This is a genomic window from Anaerobacterium chartisolvens (genome assembly GCF_003337415.1).
GTDB classification, from domain to species: domain Bacteria; phylum Bacillota; class Clostridia; order Acetivibrionales; family DSM-27016; genus Anaerobacterium; species Anaerobacterium chartisolvens.
Window position 1 is genome coordinate 20505 of sequence record NZ_QPJT01000030.1, and the last position, 26873, is coordinate 47377.

Here is a 26873-nt window from a genome sequence, read left to right on the forward strand (position 1 = left end):
ATGGAGGATATAATTGCTTACATCAAGTTATATCCTCCATGTAAAATCTTTATCGCTACATATATAGGATGCAAACTATCTAAAAAGGATGTAAAATAATTTCCGGAAGGATAATTTCCCCGGAATACGTGACCGCGCTATAATTTAGGCTAACTAAAGTCACAAGCGTCTTCTACAGGTATACATGCTTCTGTAGTTAGAGTAGAAATTATTCTGGAGGATATTATTTTACATCCTCCGTTATCCGATATGCAAAAGCTTAAAGTATATAATAATAGTTTTTAGTGGACATTTTTTTATAGCGCAATTATAAACGCCGGAGAGGGTCTTAAAATATGAGCGAAAGACAAACAGTATGTGTGCCGCAGGAGGAAATATTAAAGCAAAAGGAATTTATCAACAGTATTAAGGAGCTTAACCTCGGAAGATTGAAGAAGTATTCGGTGACAACCTTTGGCTGCCAGATGAATGAGAATGACTCAGAAAGGCTTGCGGGAATGCTTTCCGACATGGGGTATACTGAGACTGAAAGTCAGAAGGACAGCGACGTAATAATATATAACACCTGCTGCGTAAGGGAAAATGCCGAGCTCAAGGTGTACGGGCACTTAGGAGCGTTAAAAAGGCTTAAGGAGGAAAGGCCTGAAATAACCATAGCGGTGTGCGGGTGCATGATGCAGCAAAAAGAGGTTGTAGAGCATATAAAGAGAAAATACAGACATGTAGATATCATTTTTGGAACCCATAACCTGTATAAATTCCCCGAGCTTTTGTACGGCTCGCTCAATTCACATGACCGCATAATAGACATATGGGAGACGACAGGGGCTGTTGCAGAGGGTATGCCTATACAGAGAAAGCAGGGCGTAAAGGCTTTTGTAACGGTTATGTACGGATGTAACAATTACTGCTCCTATTGCATTGTGCCTTATGTAAGAGGGAGAGAGAGAAGCAGAAGTATTTCAGATATAGTTAATGAGGTAAGCATGTTAGGACAACATGGCTGCAAGGAGGTAACTCTGTTGGGGCAGAATGTCAACTCCTTTGGAAAGGATGCGGGGCAGCATTTAAGCTTTGCAAAGCTTTTAAGCGAGGTTAACGGGGTTCCCGGGATAGAAAGAATCAGGTTTATGACCTCTCACCCCAAGGATTTGACAGATGAGCTTATTTATGCAATAAGGGATTGTGACAAGGTATGCCCTCACCTTCATCTCCCGGTGCAGTCGGGCAGCACGAGGATATTAAACGAGATGAACAGGAAATATTCTAAGGAGCATTATCTCGGTCTTGTGGAAAAGGTCAGGAGCGCCATCCCCGAAATAGCCTTTACGACGGATATAATTGTCGGGTTTCCCGGAGAAACGGAAGAGGATTTTAATGAAACTCTGGACATACTTGAGAGGGTGAGGTTTGATTCTGCGTACACCTTTCTTTATTCAAAAAGGACAGGCACTCCGGCAGCCAAAAATGCGGTGCAGATTCCGGAGGAGGTCAAGAAGCTACGGTTTGAAAGGCTTGTTGAGGTTCAAAACCGCATAAGCAGGGAAATTAACCTAAGCTATATGGGTACCGAGACGGAGGTACTGGTAGAGGGCCTCAGTAAAAGCAGTGATGCCGCCTTTACAGGCAGAACGGGAACAAACAAGGTGGTTAATTTTAAGGGAAGCAGTGAGATGGAGGGAAGTGTTGTTACGGTAAAAATAGAAGAGGTTCATACATGGTCTCTTGAAGGGAAGGTTATAAGGTGACAAGCGCTGTGCTTTGCCTTATAAATTGTTTTATGGTAGAATTTGAATTATAGCAGAAGGAGAAAAGGATGGATATTATTGAAAAGGCCAGAGAGCTTGGGCTTATGATTGCTGATTCCGAGCAGATGAGCAGATTGACAAGGGCCGAAGAGAGCATGGAGACGGATGAAAGAGCCAGAGCCCTTATGAGAGACTATAAGCTCCTTCAGACAGAGGCTGCAAGAGCCTTAAGGGAGGACGGAGTAAAGCCGTCGGCGAAAGGCATAAATGAAAGGCTTGAGGAAAAACAGAGAGAGATAAACAGCTATGGGATTACAAAAAACTACATTGAGGCGAAAAATGAGTTTGACAGGCTCATGAGCACCATAAACAGCGTAATGATATATGCAATAACAGGGGAGGAGCCATGCTCCACAGGCGGCTGCGGCTCATGCGGGGGATGCGGGCAGCATTCTTCGCAGCAAAATTAAACTTGAAATTTTCTGAAAGAGGTTGGCGGATATGGCAGTATTGACACCGATGATGCAGCAGTATTTTGATATTAAAAACCAGTATAAGGATTGCATACTTTTTTTCAGGCTTGGCGATTTCTACGAAATGTTTTTTAAGGATGCCGAGGTGGCCTCTAAGGAACTGGAAATTACTCTTACGGGAAGGGACTGCGGCATGGATGAAAGGGCTCCGATGTGCGGGGTGCCCTTTCATTCTGCCGAGTCGTACATAGCAAAGCTGATAAATAAAGGCTTTAAGGTGGCAATATGTGAGCAGGTTGAGGACCCCGCCGCCGCAAAGGGAATTGTGAAAAGGGACGTCATAAGGGTTGTGACGCCGGGAACTGTAATAGATGCGTCAATGCTGGACGATAAAAAAAACAACTACCTTATGTCAATATATAAGAGGGGGCCATTTTTCGGAATTGCAGCGGTTGACATATCTACCGGCGAGTTTAGGGCAGCCGGGATAGACCGGGGAAATACGTCGGGAAAGCTAATTGATGAAATCGCAAGGTTTTGCCCTTCGGAGATTATTGCAAACAGCGAGTTTTTGGGAGATGCTGCCTGTGTTGCCTCTATAGTCTCAAGATTTAATTCTTACATAACCCCCTTTGAAGATATTTATTTTGAAGGTGAGGCGGCGTATAAAAAAATAACCGGCAAATTTGAAGACCTTTGTGCCTCTGTGCGGCAGCCTGATATTTCATTGAATGCGTCGGGCGCACTTTTAGAGTACCTTGAGCAGACACAGAAGGTTAATCTGGGACATATTCAGTCTATAAGCATGTATTCGGTTGAGGAATACATGAGCATTGATGCGTCTACCAGAAGGAATTTAGAGCTTACCGAAACAATGAGGGATAAGTCACGGAAGGGCAGCCTGCTGTGGGTGCTGGACAGAACCATGACCTCAATGGGAGGCAGAAATATAAGAAAGTGGATAGAACAGCCGCTGATAAACATAAGGGATATAAATGACAGGCTTGACGCGGTTGAGGAAATGAAGGACAAATTCATGCTGCGTATGGAAATACGCGAGCTGCTCAAAAGGGTGTATGACATTGAGCGGCTTATGGGGAAAATTATTCTGGGAAATGTAAATTGCAGAGATATGATTTCGCTTAAGAACTCCATAGGACAAATACCCCATATCAAGGGGGTTATAAAGGGCTGCAAAGCTGAACTGAACCTTCGCGGCTACGAGCGGCTTGATACTCTCGAGGATATATTTGATCTGATTGAGAGGGCAATAATTGAGGAGCCTCCCGTTTCACTTAAGGACGGAGGACTCATTAAGCAGGGATATAATGAGGAGGTTGACAGGCTAAGAAGGGCCACCACCGAGGGAAGGGACTGGATTGCGGCCTTGGAGACCTCCGAGCGTGACAGGACGGGGATAAAAAACCTTAAGGTAGGGTTTAACAAGGTTTTTGGATTTTATATAGAGGTAACGAAGTCATACTTTTCTCTTGTTCCCGAAAGCTATATAAGAAAGCAGACACTGGCAAACTGTGAAAGGTATATTACCCCCGAGTTGAAGGAAATTGAGGAAAGCATATTGGGGGCGGAGGAAAAGGTTATTGTTCTTGAATATCAATTGTTTGCCGATATAAAAAATATTATTGCGCTTCACGTGGGCAGAATAAAGGATACCGCAAGGGCAATTGCGGAAATAGACGTAATATGCTCTCTTGCGGAGGTAGCGGACAGGGAAGGCTATTTTAGGCCCGAAATGACGGCGGAGGGAGTAATAGATATAAAGGACGGCAGGCATCCTGTCGTTGAAAAAATGATGGCTCAAAGCCCTGCATTCCAGCAGTCCTCCTTTGTGCCCAACGACACGCTTCTCGACACCTGTGACAACAGGCTTGCCGTTATTACAGGCCCTAACATGGCGGGAAAATCAACCTATATGAGACAGGTTGCCATAATTGTTCTAATGGCTCAGATGGGGAGCTTCGTGCCTGCGTCAGGCGCGCAGATAGGAATTGCCGACCGAATATTTACGAGGGTGGGAGCCTCCGACGATCTCGCAGCAGGGCAAAGCACCTTTATGGTAGAGATGTCTGAGGTAGCAAACATATTAAAAAACGCTTCTCCCAAAAGCCTTCTCATACTTGACGAAATAGGGAGGGGTACCAGCACCTTTGACGGACTTAGTATAGCGTGGTCGGTTATCGAATTTATAAGTGACCGTGAGAGGCTGGGCTGCAGAACTCTGTTTGCAACCCATTATCATGAACTTACCGAGCTTGAGGGCAAAATAACGGGTATAAAAAATTATTGTATATCCGTCAGGGAAAATGGAGAGGACATAATATTTTTAAGGAAAATAATCCGGGGCGGTGCCGACGGAAGCTACGGCATACAGGTTGCAAGGCTTGCGGGGGTTCCTCAGCGCATAATAGACAGGGCTAAGGAGATTTTAGGAGAGCTTGAGGACGCCGATATAAGTAAAAGGAGCGCAAAGCAGAGAAAGGCAAAAAAGGCCATAGAGGGGCAAATGGACTTATTCTCCTTCAACACAAGGTCAAAATGCTGTGATGAAGTAATAAGTGAGCTGAAGGCGTTAAGCGTGCATGAGCTGACTCCCGTTGAAGCCTTAAATGTGCTGTACGGGCTGCATCAGAAGATAAAAAACAGCTAGGTGATTCACTAATGGGCAAAGGAGGTGGTGTAAACTGGGAAATATAGTTGTGCTGGATGAGGGCACCGCAAACAAAATAGCCGCGGGAGAGGTTGTTGAAAGGCCTGCCTCGGTTGTAAAGGAGCTTGTTGAGAATTCTATAGATGCGGGGGCTTCCTCCGTTTCGGTAGAAATAAAAAACGGAGGGATCACCTTTATAAGGGTGTCGGATAACGGCTCGGGCATTGAGGAGGATGATGCCGAGATTGCTTTTGAGCGCCATGCCACAAGCAAGATCAGAAGCTCGGGTGACCTTGAGGCAATAGCGACGTTGGGCTTCAGGGGAGAAGCGCTTGCAAGCATAGCGTCGGTTTCTTCGGTGGAGCTTATTACGCGAGTGCGTAAAAACCCCCACGGTATTTGCGTAAAAATACAGGGAGGATCTGTCATGGAGATTAAAGAGACAGGGTGTGCCGTAGGAACGGTGTTTACCGTGAGGGATCTCTTTTACAATACCCCTGCCAGATTCAAATTTTTAAAGAAGGACAGCACTGAGGCAGGCTACATATCGGATATGGTAAGCCGTATTGCACTTGCAAGACCCCATATATCCATGAGGCTTATAAGCAACGGCGCCACCGTGCTGCATACTCCGGGAAATAACGATCTTTTGAGCGCCATATTCAGTATTTACGGAAAGGATATTGCAAGGCAGACGCTTAAAATTGACTATGAGGACGAAAGGGTAAGAATTGAGGGCTACGCCGGCAAACCCGAGATTGCACGCTCCACGAGAAATTACCAGTCTATATTTATAAACGGAAGGTATATAAAAAGCAAATTGGTTTCGTCTGCGATAGACGAGGCGTACAAAACCTTTTTAATGAAAAACAAGTTTCCGTTTGCGGCTATAAATATTAAAATTAATCCTCTTTTGGTAGATGTAAATGTTCACCCTGCTAAAATGGAAATAAGATTTTCAGAGGAAAAAGAAATTTTCAGGAGTATTTTTCATGCAGTAAGTGATGCTCTTGCAGCAAAATCCCTCGTAAAGGAGGCACATGTCGGCTATGACGTAAAGGATTCCGGCACAATTGATAACAGCAGTGCCCCCGGCTTTAAATATGTGCAGCAAAGAATTGACGCGGTGCCGTATAATACCCCTCAAAAGTATAAAAGCTTTGAGGCAGAGAGTACAAAGCACGCTATGCCGGAAATTACTTCTGAAAGCAATAAGGATAAATACATTCCCCAAGTAGGGGAAGAGGAGCCTCAAAGGGAGGAGCCGCAATATCAAGATGTTCAGTATGAATCCAAAGCTTCCGGTGAATTTTGCGGCATAGCCGAGGCTTATGATGAGGCTGAAGAGAATGACGCCGAAAGGCTTGAAACGGATGCCGCAAGGCTTGCCAGGGATGCCGTAATTATAGGACAGGCATTTAATACATATATAATTCTTGAGCTGTATAATGAGCTGATTATTCTCGATCAGCATGCCGCTCATGAAAGAATAATGTATGAGGGCTTAAGAAGGAAATATATTAATCGTGACGCTATTTGCCAGCAGCTCATATCTCCTGTTGTTATAGAGCTCACAAATCAGGAAATAAAATTCCTTGAGGAGACGGCAGAATTTCTTGAGAGCTTGGGTTTTATTTATGAAAGCTTTGGCAATAATACAATTATGCTAAGGTCTATACCCTACGGCGATATCGGTATTTCTGCAAAAGAGGCCTTCATAGAGGTTTTGGATAAAATTATAAGCTCGGCAGGCTCTGGCCTTGATAAAAATTCTTACGGCGCGGCAGCCGAGGAGGCTTTGTACACCATAGCCTGCAAGGCCGCTGTCAAGGCCAATAAGAGGCTGGACAGTGCGGAAATAAGGAGCCTTTTGGAGGATTTGGCCAAGCTTGATAATCCTTACACCTGCCCGCATGGCAGGCCCACAATTGTAAAGCTTACGAAGCATGAGCTTGAAAAAATGTTTAAAAGAATTGTATGAGCTCTATAATCACTATCTATAGATTTTGGGGGTATAGGGGTGGAATGTGTAATAATCATTGCGGGGCCGACGGCATCCGGAAAGACAGGGCTTGCTGTTGAGCTGGCAAAGGATATAGACGGAGAGGTTATTTCCGCAGACTCAATGCAAATATACAAGCATATGGACATAGGCACTGCAAAGCCGTCCGCAGAGGAAATGGGGGGGATAAAGCATTACCTGATAGACGAAATATTTCCCAATGAGCCGTTCAGCGTCGCCTCATATAAGGAGCTTGCGCTCAAGTACATAAGTGAAGTGCTTAAAAAGGGCAAAACGCCTGTTGTTGCGGGAGGCACGGGGCTTTACATAAACTCGCTGGCATATAACCTGAATTTCTCTGAGACAGTCACCGATTGGGAGCTGCGAGAAAGGTTAAGCCGGGAAGCTGAGACTAAAGGAAACATTTTTTTGCACGAAAGGCTGAAAAAAATTGATCCCGAGGCGGCCAAAGAAATTCATCCCAATAATGTAAAAAGGGTTATACGAGCCATTGAGGTATACCAGCATACTAAAAAGACTATTTCTCAGCACAAGGATATGTCAAGGAGCATACCTCCCGAGTATAGGTTTATTATAATAGGACTCATGCTCGATAGACAGGAGCTTTATGAGAGGATTGACAAAAGAGTTGACATAATGATCGAAAAGGGGATTGTAGAAGAGGTAAAAGGGCTTATTAATATGGGGTATGATAAAAGCACAATAGCAATGCAGGCCATAGGGTACAAGGAAATATTATCACATATTAAAGGGGAAATTTCCTTTGAGGAGGCTGTTTATGCAATAAAAAAGGGCACCAGAAATTATGCAAAGAGACAGATGACATGGTTTAAAAGGCTGGAAAATGTGCATTGGGTAGAGGTGGGTAGACATAAAAGCATATGTGAAATAGTAAAAAATATAAAATATCATATTGCGTCATATGGGATTTTCTTGTAGAATATGAGTGAGGTTCCGATTAGTTTTATAAGGGCTGACTTTACTTATAGATAAAAGACGAGATAGAGGAGGATTTTTTGTGGTTAAAAACAACATTAATTTGCAGGACGTTTTTTTAAATCAGGTTCGAAAGGAACACATAGCGGTAACCATTTATCTTACCAACGGTTTCCAGTTAAAAGGCATGGTAAAGGGATTTGACAACTTTACGGTAGTGCTTGATACCGATGGGAGGCAGCAGCTGGTATATAAGCATGCAATATCTACAATAAGCCCCATAAAAGCTGTAAATCTTATATTTAATGAAAACAAGGAATAAGTATACATAAAATAAAAGGGCCCTTACAGGAAGGGCCCTTTTATTTTAAAGCCTTCTGAATACGCCTATTACCTTTCCGAGAATAGACAAATCATTTTTGACTATGATTGGATCTAAAAATTGATTCTGAGGCTGAAGCCTGACATAGTCTCTCTCCTTGTAAAAGGTCTTGACAGTGGCCTCATCGCCTATGAGAGCAACCACAATATCACCGTTATTTGCAGTGGACTGCTGTTTTACAAGCACAAGGTCTTTATCAAGTATTCCCGCGTCAATCATGCTGTCCCCCTGAACCTTAAGCATAAATGCCGATGAATTCTGGACAAAGTCTGCGGGAAGGGGGAATGTGTCTTCAATGTTTTCCACTGCAAGAATAGGCTGACCTGCGGTAACCTTTCCTACAATCGGCACATCCTGCATCTCCTTCATTGAATAGTATCCGTTTTCCCTTTTGGGACTGCGTCCATAAGGATTGACTACCTTAAGAGCCCTGGGTTTTGTCGGGTCCTTACGTATCAAGCCCTCCTTTTCAAGCTTCTCCAAATATCCGTGTACAGTTGATGTTGATTTAAAACCAACTGCGCGGCATATCTCACGAACAGAAGGAGGATAACCCTTTTCTTCTACTTCACTGTTCACAAAGTCAAGGATTTTTTGTTGTTTTTCAGTAAGCTTTTTTTGCATAATCCGAGCCTCCTCTAATATATATAAATACATTATAGCATACCGAAAGAAAAAATCAAACTTGTGTTCGAAAAAAATATATAAAATATTGACAATGAACGTACGTTCGATATATAATTATTCCATAAGGAACAAACGTTCAGTGGGGAGGGGTCGGAGTGAAAAAAACATATGTATTGAAAAATAAAGGAAGGTTTGCTATCATAATGGGTTTATTAACAGCGATACTTCTTGTGCTTATATTTGCAGGGAGAGCCTACAGCTACAAAGCTCCCGAGTATCGCACAGTTTCACTGAAGCAGGGAGATACCCTGTGGGAGCTGGCGCTAAAGTACAACAAGGAGGGAGATATAAGAAGCTACATATATGAGGTGCAGCAGCTTAACAATATGGAATCAAGCGATATAAAAGCGGGAGAAAAGCTCATAATCCCCATTAAAAATTAAAGATTTAAAAAATTAAAACTATATATTTAGCGATAAAGATTTTACATGGAGGATATAATTTGATGGAAGAAAATTTTTTGACCCGTAAGGAATACATCTAAGAAAAGCGCCTGATGACAGACCCGTGAGACATTTCCCCGCAAGGCGTCTTTTCGTTGTAGTTAAAAATTTCTGTAAGCAATTATATCCTCTATGTTTGTAAAATCTTTATCGCGTCCTATATAAAAAGTTAAAAAATAAAATTAGAAAAAGGAGCATTTAAAGCTTTGTAAATTGCTGATTATATAGAAAATTGCAATATAGAAAAATACAATAGCCCCTGCGGCCAAATCCATTCAGGGACTATTCTAAAAATTTTATCTTTAGTTCTGCGTGCTTATCGAATTCATCTTTAGTAATTTTACTTTCGTCACGTAATATAGTGAGCAGTTTTAGCATAAGTTTGCAACAATCTTTTAAACTGTCCGTGCTAATCACCACCTAATAATATGCTATCATTAAGAACAAAATACGTAAATGGTACATTTGTACTAGCAAATAAACTTTGCTGTAATCCATTAGAACCATGCTAAATAGAACTTGGTTTAAATTTACAGTATAACAGGATGGGGCCAGATGCTTGTGCTATTACCATTGCTGAATTATTGCCTACTTAAGAATTTTGTTTTTTCTATAGAATGTTTTATATATTCCTCCTGCGTTATTTTTCCTTCGTGTGCAAGTTGCTCCAATAATTTTAATATTATTTCACAGCATTTTTCCAATTCATTTTTCATATTAATAATACCACCACCTGAAGTAATTATACATTATACTTATGTTAAAAATTTGTTGAATTTTAACATAAGTGTATATATTTTCGGATTTTTATATGATAAAAGCTTTTAAACAGTGCCTTTAAATACAAAAAATAATATATGAAAATTTTTAAATGCCGGGCAATAATTGATAAGAATTTGTCTTAAGATGCCTGTATTATCTTGAGCTGAGCGCTTGGGAAATATAAAATAGACATATGCAACTGTAATGAAAAGAATTATGCTTTGACTGTAAAAGAAAAAATAAAAGGGGCGGTGTGACTAATAAATTTTTACCTCAGTTCCAACAGGGATGGTCTCATAAACCTCCTTAGCGTCACTGCTGTACATACGCACGCACCCTCCCGATACCTCCTGTCCTATTGACCAGGGCTTGTCGGTGCCGTGAATTCCGTATATACCCCATGGAACGCTGAGTTGCATGAAATAGCCTCCAAACTGCTCTCCCCACAGCCCTTTCATAATAATGCTCCAGTTTCCTAAGGGTGTTGGCGTGGACGGCTTTCCTACCGCTACGGGATACTGTTTTTTTACCTTTCCGTCTTCCAATAGCTTTAATATGCGGTTCTTTGTGTTGATTTCAATGGAATACATATTAACCTCCTCGTTTAGTATATAGTATTCAATAAAATCATATATGTTCATAATTGAATTTTAATCTGGATTATATTTCTGTAAAATGCATATATATAATATGGGAGTGATTTTTATGATCGGTGTTTTTAAGGTAGACGGGAAATTCAGTTTAAAAAAGCTTATTGCGAGCATACTGATTAGTGAGGGTGTCGGTATTGCAAGTTCTGTATTTTCAATGGGAAGTGCCGGTATATATAAGAAATTGGCACAGCCTTGGTTTGCACCCCCGGCATGGATTTTTCCGCCTGTATGGGGTTTGCTTTTTCTTCTTATAGGTATAGCGGCCTATAGGATTTGGATGCTTGGAACAGACAGGAAAGATGTGCGGAATGCGCTGTTATATTATGGAATACAATTAATTTTTAATTTTCTGTGGCCCATCATTTTTTTTACAGCAGGTCTTAGAGGATTAGCCTTTGTGGAAATAATTATACTGCTTGCCGCTATTATAATTACTACAATAAAATTCTTCAAGCTTGATAAAACGGCAGGATATTTAATGCTGCCCTATGTTTTATGGGTGGCCTTTGCCTCCATTTTGAACTATTCTTTATGGCAGTTAAACAGGTAGAAAACATATGGCACAAAGTAGGGGCAGACCTGCGTGTCTGCCCTTAAATTGCATGAAAACACGGAATACGCAGGAATTCATGGGCAGACACATAGGTCTGCCCCTACCATAAATAATATAATGGTTTAAAACAATTGTTAGCTGTGCAAATATTTCTTTGATCTTCTCTATTTGATCTTCTCTATAGGAAAATCTTTTTTTATCTTCATAAAATCCACACATTAATATGCTAAGGTCTACATGAATAAAACTTTACTGCTTTAAAGGTTTATTTTAATGACGGGAGGGTATTAATAGTATGAATTTAATGCGCAGAGTCCTGCATATAAAAGGGATGACTTGCACAGGCTGTGAAGCACGGATTGAAAATTATTTAAAAAGGCTTGACGGCATTATTGAGGTTAACGCAATGTTTTCCAGCTCAAATGTGTATATAACTTATAACCCTAAAAGAATAAATATGGAAAAGGTTATTGAAGCAATAGAAAATATGGGTTATACTGTTAAAAACAAAGCTGTGGGTAGCACTGCTGAAAAGACTGTCGGCAAGCGTGTGGATTCCGGCAGAATGCCTGTTAATCAGATAGTGGGTATATTTATTATAATTCTTGCACTGTATGTGATAATAAAGAATACCGCAGGCTTTAATTTTATACCTCAGATTGATCAGTCCATGGGATACGGGATACTGTTTGTCATGGGGCTTTTAACATCTCTGCACTGTATAGCGATGTGCGGAGGAATAAACCTTTCGCAGAGCGTTGGGTACAAAACTGATGATGTTCCCGGTAAGAAGATGGCAAGGCTAAGGCCGGGAATTATGTATAATGCGGGAAGGGTCGTATCATATACGGCTGTGGGAGCCGTTGTGGGTGCGGTCGGTTCGGCGATAGGCTTCTCCGGTGCCGCAAAGGGAACGGTCGCAATTTTGTCGGGAGCGCTGATGGTTGTAATGGGGCTTAATATGCTTAACATATTCCCGTGGCTGAAAAGACTGATGCCAAGGATGCCAAAATCATTGGGCAAAATTATTTATGCCGGCGGAGGAAGTCGCGGTCCGTTTTATGTAGGGCTTTTAAATGGATTAATGCCGTGCGGGCCCTTGCAGTCAATGCAAATATATGCTTTGGGCACGGGAAGTGCGTTGACGGGCGCATTGTCAATGCTTCTGTTCAGCTTAGGGACAATTCCTTTGATGCTTGGCTTTAGTGCTGTAAGCTCATTGCTCAGCAGCAGGTTTACACACAGGATGATGAAGGTGAGTGCGGCTTTGGTGCTGATACTGGGGCTTGTAATGATTGACAGGGGGCTTAACCTGTCAGGAGTAAATTTTGCTGCCTTTGCATCTCCTGCAAGCCAAACCACTGTCGCAGAGGTGCGGGGAGGCATACAGACGGTGACCTCCAAAGTAAAGCCGGGAGCGTACGAGCCTATAGTAGTGCAGAAGGGTATTCCCGTCAGGTGGACTATCACGGCTGCGCCGTCAGACTTGAACGGCTGCAATAATGCCGTTGTTGTCCCTCGATATGGAATTGAAAAAAGGCTTGTTCCGGGAGACAATATAATAGAATTTACTCCCACAGAGGAGGAAACAATAAAATATACCTGCTGGATGGGTATGATCAGCAGCACAATAAGTGTTGTTGACGATATAGGCAGCGAGGATATGACAAAGCTTAAAGAACAAATAAATGAGTATGTACCTGCCCCGCAAGGGGGCTGCTGTGCAGGATAGGCAGAGTATGTGCTATTAATATATAAGGGAGTGAGATTAGCGATATGGAACGAAAAGAAACCTTAAAAATAACAGGGATGTCCTGTGCGGCGTGCGCCGCCAGAATAGAAAAGGCATTAAACAGGCTGGAAGGAGTAAGGGAAGCGAATGTAAACCTTGCGGTGGAAAAGGCGGTCGTGACGTTCGACGACAGCTTAACACCTGCGGAGGCTTTAGAGGAGACGGTAAATAAGCTGGGGTATAACGCTATAAAAGAGAGGGAATTACAGCAGGGGACTGTCTCCTTAAAGCTTAGGGGAATGACGTGCGCCGCATGTGCTTCCAGAATAGAAAAACGCTTAAGCCGACTGGAGGGAGTATCCAAAGCCTCTGTAAACCTTGCCTCTGAAAAGGCTTCTGTGGAATATGACAGCAAGGCAGTAAAGGTATCTGATATCATAAAGGCGGTTGAAGCTCTTGGATATAAGGCTGAAAGGGCGGAGGAAGCCGGTGCCGACAGGGAAAAGGAGCAAAGAGAAAGGGAAATAAAAAGGCTTAGATTTGAGCTTATATTGTCCGCGGTATTGAGCTCGCCGCTTATTTTGGCTATGCTGCTTACTCTTGTCAGAATTGATTTTGCATTCCTGCACAATGCTTACTTTCAGTTGATTGTAGCCACCCCTGTGCAGTTTATTATAGGGGCGAGATTTTATAAAAATGCTTACCATGCCCTGAGAGCTAAAAGTGCAAATATGGATGTTCTTATTGCCATGGGTACTTCAGCGGCATATTTTTTCAGCATATACAATGCATTTTTCCAGCCTGCCCAAGAGGGGATGATGATGAAGGAGCTTTATTTTGAAGCCGCTGCCGTAATAATTACGCTTATATTGCTTGGGAAATATCTGGAGGCAGTAGCCAAGGGCAAAACCTCCGAGGCCATTAAAAAGCTGATGGGGCTTCAGGCCAAAACGGCAAGAGTTATAAGAAATGGGGTAGAAGACGACATAGCTATAGAGGATGTTGAGGTGGGAGATATAGTTGTAGTCAGGCCGGGAGAGAAGGTGCCTGTGGATGGGAAAATAATCGAGGGTACCTCCTCTATTGATGAATCCATGCTGACGGGGGAAAGCCTTCCCGCCGAGAAAAAGCCCGGAGATATCGTTACCGGCGCAACAATAAACAGGTTTGGAGCATTTAAGTTTGAGGCTGTAAAGGTAGGACGGGATACGGTGCTTTCACAAATAATTAAAATGGTTGAGGATGCTCAGGGCTCAAAGGCTCCCATACAAAAAATCGCCGATAAGGTATCCGGCGTGTTTGTGCCTGTTGTCGCGGCAATAGCACTTATTACCTTCCTCATATGGTATTTAATTGTGGGAGACGCTTCATCTGGGATAATAAGTGCGGTTGCCATACTGGTAATTGCTTGTCCGTGTGCGCTCGGGCTTGCCACTCCCACTGCTATAATGGTGGGGACGGGAAAGGGTGCTGAAAACGGGATACTCATTAAGGGGGGCGAGCACCTTGAAACGGCATATAAGCTGAATACAGTTGTTTTTGACAAAACGGGAACCATAACCAAGGGTAAGCCTGAGGTTACTGATATAGTGGCTCTGGGTGAAATGCAAGCAGCGGATGTGCTAAGGCTTGCGGCCACGGCAGAAAAAAAGTCCGAGCACCCTTTGGGAGCCGCCATATATGAAAGGGGAAAAAGGGATTTTGGAGAGATAAGTGATCCCGATATGTTTGAAGCCATACCCGGAAGAGGGGTAAGCGCTGTAGTCGATAACAGGAGTGTATATATAGGCACAAGGAAATTAATGAATGAAAAAGGAATAGACTTGGGAAATATAGAGGAGATTGTGTTAAAGCTTGAGGATGAGGGCAAAACAGCCATGCTGATGTCGGTTGACGGAAGACCCGAGGCGGTAATCGCAGTTGCCGATACACTGAAGGAGAGCTCAAAGGAAGCTATTAGAGAGCTTCAAAGGATGGGCATGGAGGTTTACATGATAACGGGGGACAATAAGCGTACCGCGAGGGCTATAGCAAGTCAGGTGGGCATACAAAATGTGCTTGCTGAGGTATTGCCTGAAAACAAGGCGCAGGAAGTGGAAAAGCTTAAAAATAACGGAAGGGTTGTCGCTATGGTGGGGGACGGTATTAATGATGCTCCTGCTCTTGCCACAGCGCATATCGGAATGGCAATAGGCACCGGCACCGATGTTGCGATAGAAGCTGCCGATATAACGCTTATGAGGGGAGATTTAAGCGCCATTCCCGCAGCAATCAGACTGTCCAGAAAAACCATGAGTAAGATTAAGCAGAATCTTTTCTGGGCATTTTTCTACAATGTCATAGGGATACCTTTTGCGGCTTTAGGATTGTTAAACCCTATGATAGCGGGAGGAGCAATGGCGTTCAGCTCGGTGTCGGTTGTAACAAATTCCTTAAGTCTGAGGCGTTTTAGCCCTGTTAAGAAAAATGAGGGAAGAAAATAAAAAAAATTTAAGGATGAGGTGTTATATTATGAATAAGGAAATATCGGTTTTAACTGTGGAGGGAATGTCCTGCAGTCATTGTGAAAGCAGTGTCAAAAAGGCGGTAGGGGCTCTTTATGGGGTCAATGGCACAAGTGTCGATCTCAAAAGCAAAAAGGTTACGGTGGAATATGATTCCGACGCCGTGAACTTAGACAGCATTAAAAAGGCTATTGAGGATCAGGGCTATGACATAGTGTAAATATCAGCAGTTCTATTTTTTCGCAGCGACGGGCTTATTATAGGAGATGAAATGAATAACAATACTAAAAGAATACTTGTCGTTGACGACGAGCAAAAAATAGTTGAGGTGTTAAAATCCTATCTTGAAAATGCTAATTACGTTGTAAGCACTGCATTTAGCGGATATGAGGCTCTTTTGGCATTTGAGAAGCATTCTCCGTCTCTGGTTATATTGGATTTGATGCTTCCTGACATGCCGGGAGAAGAGGTGTGCAAAATATTACGCAAAAGATCCAGGGTTCCAATAATTATGCTTACTGCAAAAATACAGGAGGAGGATATTTTAAGGGGGCTGGATATAGGTGCGGACGATTACGTCACAAAGCCGTTCAGCCCCAAGCAGCTTGTGGCAAGGGTCGCAGCGCATTTAAGAAGGGTTGGGGACGAGACGGGGCCTCTTTCCAACATAATATCCTTTGGAGAGGATCTTGTAATAGATACTGCAAGATACGAGATCAAAAAGAGAGGGCATGTTATAAATCTCACTCCCAACGAATACAAGCTGCTTATGACAATGATAAAATATCCTTCAAAAACATTTACAAGAGAAGAGCTGGTTGACATGGTGCTGGGGCAGGACTACGACGGCTATGACAGAACAATAGACACTCATATAAAAAACATACGGCAAAAAATTGAGACTGACTCAAAAGCGCCGGAGTATATATTGACGGTTCATGGAGTGGGCTATAAGTTTGGTGGTGGATAGCTATGAAATTCGGACTGAAAAGCAAGCTTTCGGTATCTTATGTGCTTGTTGCCATTGCTTGTGTTGCTCTCCTCAGCTACCTTACCAATTTTCTTTTGGAAAGGCATTTTACCGCCTATGTTATACAGAAGCAGGAGAGGGAGAACAATGAAATTGTGTCCCTGCTTGTGCAGCAGTACAGGAACAGCGGAGTGTGGGATGCCGGTATCATTGAAAATGTAGGAGTTAGCGCGCTTGAGCGCGGCATGATAATAAAGGTGACGGCGTCGGACGGGACAGTAATATGGGACGCGGCGGTTCATAACAGCGGATGGTGCCGTCGGATGCTGGATAACATGGCACATAACATGCTTAGCAGGTATCCCGGTTGGGAAGGCAATTACACCACAAAAACCTATCCTGTTTTTTCAAGAGAGGCTGAAGCGGGCAAGGTGGAAATAGGATATTATGGGCCGTATTACTACACTGACAATGATCTTGCGTTCATAAGCACTCTTAACAATCTTCTTATTTATGTCGGAATATTTTCACTGGTTTTTGCGCTTGTGATAGGACAGGTGATGGCGCGCAGGCTCAGCAAGCCTATTATAAGAGTAATTGATACCGCGAGGATGATTTCTAAAGGACATTTTGGTGACAGCTCTGTCGCGGAAATATCGGCAGAGGGCTCAACTACAAAGGAAATCTCACAGCTTATTACCGCGATAAAGGACCTTGCGGAAACCTTGGAAAAGCAGGAATTATTAAGGAAGCGTCTTACCGCCGATGTAGCTCACGAGCTGCGCACACCGATTGCAACCCTCCAGAGCCACATGGAGGCAATGATCGACGGCATATGGCAGCCCGACATTGAAAGACTTAAAAGCTGCCATGAGGAAGCGATCAGAATAGGCGGGCTTGTTGACGATCTGGAAAGGCTGGCAAGATATGAGAGTGAAGGATTGGTGCTCAATAGGACTGAGTTTGATATATACCCGCTTATAGAGCATATACTTAAAAATTTTGAAAGCGGGTTTTTCAGTAAGAATATAGCCCTTGCTTTATATGGAAAAGGTGAGCTTGTCTTTGCAGACAGGGACAAAATAAGCCAGCTTATAATAAATCTTTTGTCAAATGCATTAAAGTATACTCCCGAGGGAGGAAGCGTTGAGATACGCCTGTGCGGAGACGGGGATGACGTTAAAATTACGGTGAAGGATAACGGTGCGGGAATACACGAGGAGGATTTGCCTTATATTTTTGAACGCTTTTACCGCGCAGATAAGTCAAGAAACAGAGCTACCGGAGGCTCGGGGATAGGCCTGAGCATCGCTAAGGCAATTGCCGAAGCACACGGAGGCAGCATAGAGGTAAAAAGTGAAGCGGGTGCAGGCTCGGAATTTACATTAAAGCTTCCCCGCAAGCCGCATTAATCAATGTATGTCGCTGACGGCTTTAATTTTGAAGAGGCTTATCAGTCCCTGCGCCGCAACGGCGTATACAATCATTGCTACTATGGTGGAGGGCTCTAAAACAAACGGACCCGCGCCATCGCCTGTAAAGGTGCCGAATATCCCTGTAAAAGGCGATATGAGAGCTTGGCTTGAGGAATAGAGAAAGGTGACAAAGCTGCTTTTAGTGCTCGCGCCCAGCAATTTAAAAACAAGCCGGAAGCCCAGCAGTATTTCAATTATTCCTAAAACATAATAAATAATGTTTCGGGTTTGAATGAACCATACAGGTATTTTACGGCTGTCATGAGTGCCGCTTCTTAAGGAGGGGTGAATTTCCTCCTGTGATTGTTTTTTGTCCTTATTGTCTTTATAGTCCATAGGTCACCCTTGTTTCTTTGAATATTTGTTTTTACGGCTCTATGTATGCATAGGCATTTTGCATGGTGCCGTATATAATTAATTATGCTGCAAAAGACAGCATTTTATTCTTTTCTCTGATTGGCAATTTGACTTTTTGAAGTTGTCTTAGTAATTTGTAGATTTATTATGGACATTCAGGTATAATATATTATGTTTATGCTGATTATACAGCATTTAACAATAAACGGCATTTTAATTACTGTGAATCGTATTATTATTTTATATTAAATTGTTTGGAGGATGAATATGAACAGCTTTGACAATGTTTCGGTGGTAAAAAAAGCAAATGTGTATTTTGGAGGGAAGGTTACAAGCCGTGCGGTTTTGTTCCCCAACGGAGAAAAAAAGACACTGGGTATAATGATGCCCGGAGAGTACGAATTTGGAACGGAAGACAAGGAGATAATGGAAATTATGGCTGGAGAGCTTGACGTAATGCTCCCCGGAGGCGAAAATTGGATTACCGTAAAAGGGGGACAGTCCTTCGAGGTTGCAGCCAATTCAAAATTTAAGCTTGTGGTAAAGGAATTGGCTGATTATTGCTGCTCATACATAAAGTAGCACTTATATAGTTTGGTCGTTAGTATGTGGGATAGAGGGGGATGTAAAATAATATCACGGTCACGCATTCCGGGGAAATTATTATTCCGGATATTATTTTACATCCTTTTAGGTATATGCTAATTTATATGAAGGGGAACAATACAATGAAGCAGGTGATGAACTTGAATTTAGATCAAAAATTTAATGTGCTGAGGCTGAACATAGAAAGAATGGGAAGCCTTGCGGTTGCCTTTTCGGGAGGGGTTGACAGCACCTTTCTTTTAAAGGTGGCTCATGATATTCTCGGTTCCCGTGCCATCGCGGTTACTGCGCGTTCCTCCACATATCCCGAGAGGGAGTTTCGGGAGGCTGTCGATTTTGTGAAGGGTCTTGGGGCAAAGCATGTTGTAATAGTTTCTGAAGAGCTTGATATAGAAGGCTTTTCTGACAATCCTGTGAACAGGTGCTATTTTTGCAAAAAGGAGCTCTTTACAAAAATAAACAACGTTGCAAGAGAGAATAATATAGAGCATGTAGCGGACGGCTCGAATGTCGATGATCTCGGGGATTACAGGCCGGGAATGGCCGCCGTTGAGGAGCTTGGGGTGACAAGCCCCTTAAGAGAGGCGGGCCTGACAAAAGAGGATATAAGGGTATTATCAAAGGATATGGGGCTTCCCACATGGGATAAGCCGGCGTTTGCATGTCTTTCATCCAGATTTCCGTACGGACAGAAAATTACCAGAGAAAAGCTGGGTATGATAGACAGGGCGGAGCAGCTTTTGCTGGATTTGGGATTTAAGCAGGTGCGCGTGCGCCACCACGGAGAGGTTGCCAGAATAGAGGTGTCCTCAGAGGAAAGAAGTAAATTTTTCAGCATTGATTTGATGGACAGAATATATACAAGCTTCAAGGAAATAGGCTTTAGCTATACCGCGCTTGATCTTAAGGGCTATAGGACGGGGAGCATGAATGAAACGCTGAAGGCCGGCAAATAGAGCTTTAAAGGAGGAGCAGCTTATATAATGAGGATAGGAATAATCGGTGCGGGGAGGCTTGGGACTGCTCTGGCGGTCGCCATGAGCAGAGAGGGGCATGTTCCCGCTGCCGTATACTCTAAAAGACATGCTTCCTCAGAGCTTCTTTGTGAAAGACTTGGTATTGGGTGTGTGAACAGCCTTTTGTATGCAGTTGCAAGCTCGGATACAATTTTTATCGCCGTACCCGACAGCCAAATTGAGGATGTGGTGCAAAATATTATTGACTGCACCGAGGATAGCGATATAAGGGGCAGGGTCTTTTTTCACTGCAGCGGGGCTGCGGATTCATCAGTGCTGGAGCCGCTGAGGCTAAAGGGGGGGCATACCGCGTCGCTTCATCCCTTACAGACCTTTGCCGACAGAGAGAACGGCTGGAAGGGGCTGTACAACATTTATTTCGGCTATGAGGGTGATATAAACGCCCAAGGTGCCGCCGGGGAAGTTGTGAATGCCTTAAAGGGCAGCATGATACATATAGGCAGGGATGATAAGGCCCTGTATCATGCCGCTGCATGTATATTGTCCAATTATACGGTGGCTCTTTCATGGGCGGCGGGGGAAATCTTTAATAAAATAGGCATAGACTCCGCCACAGGAGTAAAGGCTTTAATGCCTCTTTTAGAGAAAACGGTAAAAAATATTGAGGATCTGGGCAGCATGGCAGCGTTAACGGGGCCTGTATCGAGAGGTGACTGGGGCACGGTGCAGAGGCATATCGATGCAATGCAAAAAAGCCTGCCCGACATAAGCCGGATATACCGGGTGCTTGGAGAGCTTACGCTGGACATGGCTGTAAAAAGGGGAGATATAAGCCCCGAGGCCTCCCGTATTATGAGGGGTTTGTTAAGTGACAAAACAAAGGGCTGCATGAGGTGCAGTGATGTGGAGGAGAAGGATGGATTCTGATAGCTTAAAGCATCTGCTTGAAAATGTGAAAAACGGTGCAACCGATGTAGACGAGGCGGTGGCGCAGCTCAGGAAGCTGCCGTTTGAGGATATCGGCTTTGCAAAGGTGGATCATCACCGCAATATAAGAAACGGATATCCCGAGGTTATTTATTGTCAGGGCAAGACGGTAGAGCAGGTAAAGGCCATTGTTTCCAGAATGCTTGAATCAAATACCAATATTATGGCGACAAGAGCGGGAAATGAAATATATGAAGGGATTTCCGAGATTACTCCAGATGCGGTATACTATGAAGCGGCAAGGATAGTTGTCGTGAAAAGGCGCAGCATACAGGCGTCGGAAAAGGTTATTGCAATCATAACGGCAGGCACATCGGATATACCTGTTGCAGAGGAGGCGGCTGTTACGGCCGAAACCATGGGGAACAAGGTAAACCGGCTGTATGATGTGGGAGTTGCGGGAATACACAGGCTGTTTGCCAGCGCAGGAGTAATTATGGAGGCAAATGTGCTGGTGGTTGTGGCAGGCATGGAAGGGGCTCTTGCAAGCGTGGTAGGCGGAATGGTGGACAAGCCGGTAATAGCGGTACCTACAAGCGTGGGCTACGGAGCAAACTTCGGGGGCCTTTCGGCGCTCCTCACAATGCTTAATAGCTGTGCCAGCGGAATAGCTGTGGTAAATATAGACAATGGTTTTGGGGCAGGATATATGGCAAGCATGATAAATAAGCTGTAAGCAGTGTAATAGCGGAGGTATAGAGGTATTATGAAGGTATTATATTTTGACTGTTTTTCGGGCATAAGCGGAGACATGACGCTTGGTGCCTTAATTGATCTGGGTGTGGATGAAGGGGCTTTGAAAAATGAGCTTGGCAAGCTTAACTTGCATGGATATGATATCTCAGTGTCCACAAAGCTGTTAAACGGTATTGCCGGAAAGGATGTACACGTTCATACAGGGGAGCACGGGCACAGGCATTCTCATAGTCATGAGCACTCTCATAGCCATGAGCACTCTCATGGAAAACATGAGGACGATGCCTGTCATCACCATAAAGGGCATGAACATTCCCACGGAGAAAGGAATCTTAAAAGCATTGTCGAAATGATAGATTCAAGCGGCCTTAAGGACAGTGTAAAGGACTTTAGCAAAAAGGTTTTCTGCGAAATTGCCGTTGCTGAGGCCAAGGTACACAACAAGGACATCAATGAGGTGCACTTCCATGAGGTGGGGGCGGTAGACTCAATCATAGACATTGTAGGATGTGCCGTGTGTCTGGATATGCTGGGGGTTGAAAGGGTATATTCCTCGCCTCTGCATGACGGAAACGGCTTCATACAATGCCAGCACGGAACTATCCCGGTGCCTGTTCCCGCAGTCATGCAAATGCTTAAAAACAGCAATATACCGGTTATTTCCGAGGATGTAAGCACAGAGCTGGTTACCCCCACGGGAATGGGAATAATAAAATGCCTGTCGGCAGGCTTCGGCAGGATGCCCGCCATGTCAGTGAACGGTGTGGGCTATGGAATGGGAAAGAGAGATACCGGCGGCTTCAATGCGTTAAGGGTGGTTATGGGCACCCTGTATACAGAGGAAGGGGCTAACGATGAGGAGATAGTGGTGCTGGAAACCAATATGGACGATATCAGCTCCGAAGTTTTGGGCTATACCTTAGAAAGTCTAATTGACAACGGAGCTTTGGATGTGTTTTTCACCCCCATTTATATGAAGAAGAACCGTCCTGCCTATATGCTTACGGTATTGTCCCGGCCGGAGGAGGAGCAAAAGCTTTGTGACATCATACTGGCGGAGACCACCACCCTTGGAATACGCAAAAGCAATGTAAGACGATGCTTTATGGAAAGGGAAACGGTAAGGGTTCACACCGAGCACGGGGATGTAAGAGTAAAAACGGCATATAGGGGAGAGGTTAAAAAGGCGGCACCGGAATATGAGGACTGCAAAGAGATAGCCCGAAGAACGGGGATGCCTGTCAGAGAGGTATATGAGCTTGTGCTTCGCGGGCTCAGTTAAGTGAACACTGTATGCTGTATTATAAATTTTCAGACTATTTAAAAAGCAAATATGGCAGCAAGGTATACAAGCTGCCGTTGAATATTCCTGCCACATGTCCCAACCGGGACGGAAGGCTCGGAACGGAAGGCTGTATTTTCTGCGGCGGGGAGGGTGCGGGCTTTGAAATCCTGCCTGCCTCCTTAAGCATAAGCGAGCAGATTAAAAGGAACTCACAGTATATAAAGGATGGATATAAGGCCGAAAGGTTTATTTCCTATTTTCAGAATTACACAAACACCTATCTTCCGTTAAATACCTTTCGGCAGCTTATAGAGGAGGCTTGTGCGGAGGGGGTTGTGGCGGTATACATATCCACAAGGCCGGACTGCATAAAAAACGAATACCTTGAGTTTCTTAAGTCGTTTAAGGAGGAGCGAGGGGTTGACATAGTTATCGAGCTTGGGCTTCAGACCGTCAACTACCGCACCCTGAGGCTTCTTAAAAGAGGCCATTTGCTTGCTGAATTCATAGATGCCGCAGTCAGGATAAATTTTTACGGCCTTGAGGTATGTGCCCACTATATAACGGATATTCCGATGGATACGCTTGAGGATGTTACGGAAGGGGCCAGAATTATATCGGCTCTTAAGGTAAAACAGGTAAAATGCCATTCCCTGTATATTCTAAAAGGCACCGAGCTTGGAGAAATGTATATAAAAGGAGAGCTTGTGCCTGTTAAAATGGAGGATTTTATAGACAGGACAATTGCCTTCCTTGAATACCTTGATCCATCCATAGTAGTGCAGAGGCTTATAGGCCGTGCGCCTGAGAGCAGAAGCCTTTTTTGCGGCTGGGACACAAGCTGGTGGAAAATAAGAGACGCTATAGAGCAAAAAATGGAGGCGGAGGGAAGGTTTCAGGGGCGAAAATTCAATTATCTCAATGGAGAAGCGTGCATGAAGGAATTTTAAGCACGCAATTTTAAATTATTTTTGCGTTGTACGGTAAAGTTATATATAATAATAAATTATAATTAATGCAGATGAGGGGTTGTTATTTTGAAGAATGAATTGATTCTTGTCCTTGATTTCGGTGCGCAGTATAACCAACTGATAGCCAGAAGGGTAAGGGAAGCAAATGTATACTGTGAGGTTGTTCCCTGTACTACTTCTATTGATAAAATTAAAGCCATGAACCCCAAGGGAATTATATTCACGGGCGGTCAGGCCTCGGTATTGGATGCCGACGCGCCCTTCTGCCACGAGGGGGTATTCGATCTTGGTATTCCCATTCTGGGGATATGCTATGGTATGCAGCTTATGAGCGTAATGCTGGGAGGCGGTGTAAAAAGGGCCCAGCAGAGGGAATATGGAAAGATTGACATTAAATTTGAGGAAGCAAGCTCGCTTTTTAGAGGCATTGAGCCCGACACCACGTGCTGGATGAGCCACACCTACCATGTGGACACGCTTCCTGAGGGCTTTAAGAGCGCGGCGTATTCCGGAAATTGCCCCATTGCCGCTATGGAGGATGCTGCGAGGAATTTCTATGGCGTTCAGTTTCATCCGGAGGTTGAGCATACTCCCAAGGGAAGGGATGTATTAAAAAATTTCCTGTTTAACATATGCGGCTGTTCGGGGGATTGGAAAATGTCGTCCTTCGCAAAGGAGTCAATACAATCTATAAAGGAAAAGATAGGAGATAAAAAGGTTCTGTGTGCGCTCTCCGGCGGAGTTGATTCATCGGTGGCGGCCGTCATGATTCACAAGGCTGTGGGAAAGCAGCTTACCTGCATATTTGTTGACCACGGGCTGCTGAGAAAGCATGAGGGGGATCAGGTAGAGGAGGTATTCAGGAAGCAATTTGATATAAACCTTATAAGGGTAAACGCACAGGACAGGTTTTTATCGAGGCTTGAAGGAGTGTCCGATCCCGAGACAAAGAGGAAGATAATAGGAGAAGAGTTCATAAGGGTATTTGAGGATGAGGCAAAAAAAATAGGAACTGTGGATTTCCTTGTGCAGGGCACAATATACCCTGATGTAATTGAAAGCGGAGCGGGAAATGCGGCGGTCATAAAAAGCCATCATAATGTGGGGGGGCTGCCCGATCATGTTGACTTTAAGGAGATAATAGAGCCGCTCAGAAACCTGTTTAAGGATGAGGTAAGACGGGTGGGGGAGGAGCTTGAAATTCCCCATGAGCTGGTATGGAGGCAGCCGTTTCCGGGGCCTGGGCTTGCGATAAGGATAATAGGTGATGTGACAAGAGAAAAGCTTGAGATACTTCAGGATTCCGATCACATATTCAGAGAGGAAATTGCAGCCTGCGGTATGGAGAGGCAAATAAACCAATATTTTACTGTGCTGACGGGAATGAGAAGCGTGGGAGTAATGGGGGATGAGCGCACCTATGACTACACTCTGGCGCTGAGAGCGGTTACCACCACCGACTTCATGACGGCGGACTGGGCGAGGATACCGTATGATACATTGGAGAAGGTGTCCAACAGGATAGTAAATGAGGTTAAGCACATAAACAGGATAGTCTATGACATAACCAGCAAGCCTCCCGCGACCATAGAGTGGGAGTAAGTATTAAAAGGCAGGCAGGTGACAAGGAACGCCAGACTGTGTGAAAAGTAAAATAATATATGACATTAATACTAATATATGATATAATTTTACTATAAAAGAGAATGAAAAGAGTGAAATTATGGGATATATAGAAGGTCAGGATAGAAGCCAGATAATTCTTTTTCCTGAGAGTATAGATGACTATATAAGTGAGGACAGTTCTGTACGTGTTATAGATGAGTATGTAGAACAGCTTAATATGAACTTGTTGGGATTTAAAAAAGCAGTATGCAGCAATATGGGCAGGCATCCATATAATCCAAAGGATTTGCTTAAGCTTTACCTTTATGTCTACCTTAACAGAATACGTTCATCACGTAGGCTTGAGAATGAAGCAGCAAGAAATATTGAAGTTATGTGGCTTCTTAAAAAACTTAAGCCTGATTTTAAAACAATTGCCGATTTTAGAAAGGATAACAAAAAGTCTTTAAAATCTGTATTCAGAGAATTTACTAAGCTCTGCGATGAATGGGGTCTGTTTGGTAAGGAACTTGTAGCCATAGATGGATCTAAGTTTCGTGCATGTAATTCTAAAAAAAATAATTACAATATGAAAAAGCTGGATAGACATATCAAATATATAGAAGAGAAAATTGATAAATATATGCAGGAACTGGACAAAGGTGATGCTTCCGAAGCCCATGACAGGAAACCTACTGCTGCCGAGATCAAGGAAAGGCTTAAGGAACTTAATGAACGCAAGAAAGAATATGAAGAATATAAAAAAGAGCTTGAGGAGACAGGTGAAAATGAGATATCAACCACAGACCCGGATGCCAGACTCATGTGCAACAATAATAGCAATGTTGACGTAAGCTACAATGTCCAAACAACAGTAGATGCCAAGCATAAATTAATTGCAGACTTTAAGGTTACGCAAAAGCCCAATGACCTAGGCGAACTGGACAATATGGCACTTAGGTCAAAGAAGCTGTTTGGAGGAAGTAAGTTTGAGGTGCTGGCGGATAAGGGCTATTATAAGGCAGAAGACCTAAAAAAATGTGTAGACAATGGAATTACCCCATATGTAGCTAAACAATCATATTCAAATGGTACAGGGGATAGAGAATTTTACTCTGACAAATTTAAATATAATAAGGATGAAAATGTGTATATATGCCCTGCAAAAAAAGAGCTTTTTTATGCAAGGCAAAGAAAGCAAAAAGGTAAGATTACAGGTTATGATTATAGGAATTATGATGCTTGTGGCGGATGTGAATTTAAGGCTCGATGTACCAAAAGTGAAAAAGGAAGAATCATATTCCGGCATGTAGACCAAGATTTCCTTGACACTATTGATTTACAGACGGAGAAAAACTTTGATAAGTACAGACTTCGGCA

General features: G+C 43.5%; 25 protein-coding genes. 21 read left to right on the forward strand and 4 right to left on the reverse strand.

Translation table 11 applies throughout. The features are described 5' to 3' along the window. Positions 1 to 335 precede the first annotated feature (335 nt). From miaB to hfq, 6 genes are all read left to right on the forward strand, one after another. Positions 336 to 1748, forward strand: a complete 1413-nt coding sequence (gene miaB / locus DFR58_RS18615; RefSeq protein WP_114299547.1) for a tRNA (N6-isopentenyl adenosine(37)-C2)-methylthiotransferase MiaB — start codon at positions 336 to 338, stop codon at positions 1746 to 1748. Positions 1749 to 1816: 68 nt separating this feature from the next. Further along, positions 1817 to 2218 carry a YlbF/YmcA family competence regulator gene (locus DFR58_RS18620; RefSeq protein WP_114299549.1) on the forward strand — a complete coding sequence of 134 codons (402 nt, stop codon included), beginning with the start codon at positions 1817 to 1819 and terminating at the stop codon, positions 2216 to 2218. Positions 2219 to 2249: 31 nt separating this feature from the next. Continuing rightward, on the forward strand, positions 2250 to 4889 hold the full coding sequence (gene mutS / locus DFR58_RS18625) for a DNA mismatch repair protein MutS (RefSeq protein ID WP_114299551.1): 2640 nt from the start codon (positions 2250 to 2252) through the stop codon (positions 4887 to 4889). 49 nt (positions 4890 to 4938) lie between these two features. Beyond that, the gene (gene mutL, locus DFR58_RS18630) at positions 4939 to 6870 is read left to right on the forward strand and encodes a DNA mismatch repair endonuclease MutL (RefSeq protein WP_242987724.1); all 1932 of its coding nucleotides are present in this window, start codon (positions 4939 to 4941) and stop codon (positions 6868 to 6870) included. Positions 6871 to 6909: 39 nt separating this feature from the next. After that, positions 6910 to 7851 carry a tRNA (adenosine(37)-N6)-dimethylallyltransferase MiaA gene (miaA, locus tag DFR58_RS18635; RefSeq protein WP_114299555.1) on the forward strand — a complete coding sequence of 314 codons (942 nt, stop codon included), beginning with the start codon at positions 6910 to 6912 and terminating at the stop codon, positions 7849 to 7851. A 79-nt stretch (positions 7852 to 7930) separates the two neighbouring features. After that, positions 7931 to 8170, forward strand: coding sequence for an RNA chaperone Hfq (hfq, locus tag DFR58_RS18640; RefSeq protein WP_114299557.1), 240 nt, complete (start codon positions 7931 to 7933; stop codon positions 8168 to 8170). Positions 8171 to 8215: 45 nt separating this feature from the next. On the opposite strand, the gene lexA is transcribed toward hfq, so the two are convergent. Continuing rightward, the gene (gene lexA, locus DFR58_RS18645) at positions 8216 to 8854 is read right to left on the reverse strand and encodes a transcriptional repressor LexA (protein WP_114299559.1); all 639 of its coding nucleotides are present in this window, start codon (positions 8852 to 8854) and stop codon (positions 8216 to 8218) included. Positions 8855 to 9012: 158 nt separating this feature from the next. Between lexA and yneA the strand changes: the two genes are divergently transcribed. Then, the gene (yneA, locus tag DFR58_RS18650) at positions 9013 to 9300 is read left to right on the forward strand and encodes a cell division suppressor protein YneA (protein ID WP_114299561.1); all 288 of its coding nucleotides are present in this window, start codon (positions 9013 to 9015) and stop codon (positions 9298 to 9300) included. Between the two features lie 641 nt (positions 9301 to 9941). On the opposite strand, the gene DFR58_RS22550 is transcribed toward yneA, so the two are convergent. Continuing rightward, entirely contained in the window at positions 9942 to 10076 is a 135-nt protein-coding gene (locus DFR58_RS22550) for a hypothetical protein (RefSeq protein WP_278278825.1), read from the reverse strand. Positions 10077 to 10379: 303 nt separating this feature from the next. After that, positions 10380 to 10763: a L,D-transpeptidase gene (locus tag DFR58_RS18655; protein ID WP_114299563.1), complete on the reverse strand. Its 384-nt coding sequence runs from the start codon at positions 10761 to 10763 to the stop codon at positions 10380 to 10382. Between the two features lie 64 nt (positions 10764 to 10827). On the opposite strand from DFR58_RS18655, the gene DFR58_RS18660 reads away from it, so the two are divergent. From DFR58_RS18660 to DFR58_RS18685, 6 genes are all read left to right on the forward strand, one after another. Then, positions 10828 to 11325, forward strand: coding sequence for a TspO/MBR family protein (locus DFR58_RS18660; RefSeq protein WP_114299566.1), 498 nt, complete (start codon positions 10828 to 10830; stop codon positions 11323 to 11325). A gap of 298 nt (positions 11326 to 11623) precedes the next feature. After that, positions 11624 to 13060 (forward strand): urease accessory protein UreH domain-containing protein, encoded by a 1437-nt coding sequence (locus DFR58_RS18665; protein ID WP_242987725.1) that lies wholly within the window; start codon positions 11624 to 11626, stop codon positions 13058 to 13060. A gap of 44 nt (positions 13061 to 13104) precedes the next feature. Then, positions 13105 to 15543: a heavy metal translocating P-type ATPase gene (locus DFR58_RS18670; RefSeq protein WP_114299568.1), complete on the forward strand. Its 2439-nt coding sequence runs from the start codon at positions 13105 to 13107 to the stop codon at positions 15541 to 15543. 28 nt (positions 15544 to 15571) lie between these two features. Further along, positions 15572 to 15784, forward strand: a complete 213-nt coding sequence (gene copZ / locus DFR58_RS18675) for a copper chaperone CopZ (protein WP_114299570.1) — start codon at positions 15572 to 15574, stop codon at positions 15782 to 15784. A gap of 51 nt (positions 15785 to 15835) precedes the next feature. Then, positions 15836 to 16534 (forward strand): response regulator transcription factor, encoded by a 699-nt coding sequence (locus tag DFR58_RS18680; protein WP_114299572.1) that lies wholly within the window; start codon positions 15836 to 15838, stop codon positions 16532 to 16534. 2 nt (positions 16535 to 16536) lie between these two features. Next, complete coding sequence (locus DFR58_RS18685) at positions 16537 to 17946, forward strand: sensor histidine kinase (protein ID WP_114299574.1); 1410 nt, start codon at positions 16537 to 16539, stop codon at positions 17944 to 17946. Here the strand turns inward: DFR58_RS18685 and DFR58_RS18690 are convergent, their stop codons facing one another. Continuing rightward, the gene (locus tag DFR58_RS18690) at positions 17947 to 18345 is read right to left on the reverse strand and encodes a YggT family protein (protein ID WP_242987726.1); all 399 of its coding nucleotides are present in this window, start codon (positions 18343 to 18345) and stop codon (positions 17947 to 17949) included. Between the two features lie 288 nt (positions 18346 to 18633). Between DFR58_RS18690 and ppnP the strand changes: the two genes are divergently transcribed. From ppnP to DFR58_RS18730, 8 genes are all read left to right on the forward strand, one after another. Next, complete coding sequence (gene ppnP, locus DFR58_RS18695) at positions 18634 to 18948, forward strand: pyrimidine/purine nucleoside phosphorylase (RefSeq protein WP_114299576.1); 315 nt, start codon at positions 18634 to 18636, stop codon at positions 18946 to 18948. Positions 18949 to 19094: 146 nt separating this feature from the next. After that, a complete protein-coding gene (gene larE / locus DFR58_RS18700; RefSeq protein ID WP_423230848.1) occupies positions 19095 to 19928 on the forward strand; it encodes an ATP-dependent sacrificial sulfur transferase LarE in 834 nt (277 codons plus the stop codon). A gap of 27 nt (positions 19929 to 19955) precedes the next feature. Further along, the gene (locus DFR58_RS18705; protein ID WP_114299578.1) at positions 19956 to 20876 is read left to right on the forward strand and encodes a Rossmann-like and DUF2520 domain-containing protein; all 921 of its coding nucleotides are present in this window, start codon (positions 19956 to 19958) and stop codon (positions 20874 to 20876) included. Beyond that, positions 20866 to 21612 (forward strand): nickel pincer cofactor biosynthesis protein LarB, encoded by a 747-nt coding sequence (gene larB, locus DFR58_RS18710; RefSeq protein WP_114299579.1) that lies wholly within the window; start codon positions 20866 to 20868, stop codon positions 21610 to 21612. Before DFR58_RS18705 ends, larB begins: the two co-directional genes overlap by 11 nt. 30 nt (positions 21613 to 21642) lie before the next feature. Further along, a complete protein-coding gene (gene larC, locus DFR58_RS18715; protein ID WP_114299581.1) occupies positions 21643 to 22914 on the forward strand; it encodes a nickel pincer cofactor biosynthesis protein LarC in 1272 nt (423 codons plus the stop codon). An 11-nt stretch (positions 22915 to 22925) separates the two neighbouring features. Continuing rightward, positions 22926 to 23867 (forward strand): tRNA modification radical SAM protein MnmL/YtqA, encoded by a 942-nt coding sequence (gene mnmL, locus DFR58_RS18720; protein ID WP_114299583.1) that lies wholly within the window; start codon positions 22926 to 22928, stop codon positions 23865 to 23867. A gap of 87 nt (positions 23868 to 23954) precedes the next feature. After that, the gene (gene guaA / locus DFR58_RS18725; protein ID WP_114299585.1) at positions 23955 to 25490 is read left to right on the forward strand and encodes a glutamine-hydrolyzing GMP synthase; all 1536 of its coding nucleotides are present in this window, start codon (positions 23955 to 23957) and stop codon (positions 25488 to 25490) included. 121 nt (positions 25491 to 25611) lie between these two features. Further along, positions 25612 to 26873 (forward strand): IS1182 family transposase (locus DFR58_RS18730; RefSeq protein ID WP_114299587.1); only part of this gene is annotated, 1262 nt, incomplete at its 3' end.

What these genes read in the sequence shown, in the direction of transcription:
- miaB (WP_114299547.1), top strand. Translation starts at nt 336, where the DNA reads ATGAGCGAAAGACAAACAGTATGTGTGCCGCAGGAGGAAATATTAAAG.
- DFR58_RS18620 (WP_114299549.1), top strand. Translation starts at nt 1,817, where the DNA reads ATGGATATTATTGAAAAGGCCAGAGAGCTTGGGCTTATGATTGCTGAT.
- mutS (WP_114299551.1), top strand. Translation starts at nt 2,250, where the DNA reads ATGGCAGTATTGACACCGATGATGCAGCAGTATTTTGATATTAAAAAC.
- lexA (WP_114299559.1), bottom strand. Translation starts at nt 8,854, where the DNA reads ATGCAAAAAAAGCTTACTGAAAAACAACAAAAAATCCTTGACTTTGTG.
- DFR58_RS22550 (WP_278278825.1), bottom strand. Translation starts at nt 10,076, where the DNA reads ATGAAAAATGAATTGGAAAAATGCTGTGAAATAATATTAAAATTATTG.
- DFR58_RS18655 (WP_114299563.1), bottom strand. Translation starts at nt 10,763, where the DNA reads ATGAACATATATGATTTTATTGAATACTATATACTAAACGAGGAGGTT.
- DFR58_RS18660 (WP_114299566.1), top strand. Translation starts at nt 10,828, where the DNA reads ATGATCGGTGTTTTTAAGGTAGACGGGAAATTCAGTTTAAAAAAGCTT.
- DFR58_RS18665 (WP_242987725.1), top strand. Translation starts at nt 11,624, where the DNA reads ATGAATTTAATGCGCAGAGTCCTGCATATAAAAGGGATGACTTGCACA.
- DFR58_RS18670 (WP_114299568.1), top strand. Translation starts at nt 13,105, where the DNA reads ATGGAACGAAAAGAAACCTTAAAAATAACAGGGATGTCCTGTGCGGCG.
- copZ (WP_114299570.1), top strand. Translation starts at nt 15,572, where the DNA reads ATGAATAAGGAAATATCGGTTTTAACTGTGGAGGGAATGTCCTGCAGT.
- DFR58_RS18680 (WP_114299572.1), top strand. Translation starts at nt 15,836, where the DNA reads ATGAATAACAATACTAAAAGAATACTTGTCGTTGACGACGAGCAAAAA.
- DFR58_RS18685 (WP_114299574.1), top strand. Translation starts at nt 16,537, where the DNA reads ATGAAATTCGGACTGAAAAGCAAGCTTTCGGTATCTTATGTGCTTGTT.
- DFR58_RS18690 (WP_242987726.1), bottom strand. Translation starts at nt 18,345, where the DNA reads ATGGACTATAAAGACAATAAGGACAAAAAACAATCACAGGAGGAAATT.
- ppnP (WP_114299576.1), top strand. Translation starts at nt 18,634, where the DNA reads ATGAACAGCTTTGACAATGTTTCGGTGGTAAAAAAAGCAAATGTGTAT.
- larE (WP_423230848.1), top strand. Translation starts at nt 19,095, where the DNA reads ATGAAGCAGGTGATGAACTTGAATTTAGATCAAAAATTTAATGTGCTG.
- DFR58_RS18705 (WP_114299578.1), top strand. Translation starts at nt 19,956, where the DNA reads ATGAGGATAGGAATAATCGGTGCGGGGAGGCTTGGGACTGCTCTGGCG.
- larB (WP_114299579.1), top strand. Translation starts at nt 20,866, where the DNA reads ATGGATTCTGATAGCTTAAAGCATCTGCTTGAAAATGTGAAAAACGGT.
- larC (WP_114299581.1), top strand. Translation starts at nt 21,643, where the DNA reads ATGAAGGTATTATATTTTGACTGTTTTTCGGGCATAAGCGGAGACATG.
- mnmL (WP_114299583.1), top strand. Translation starts at nt 22,926, where the DNA reads ATGCTGTATTATAAATTTTCAGACTATTTAAAAAGCAAATATGGCAGC.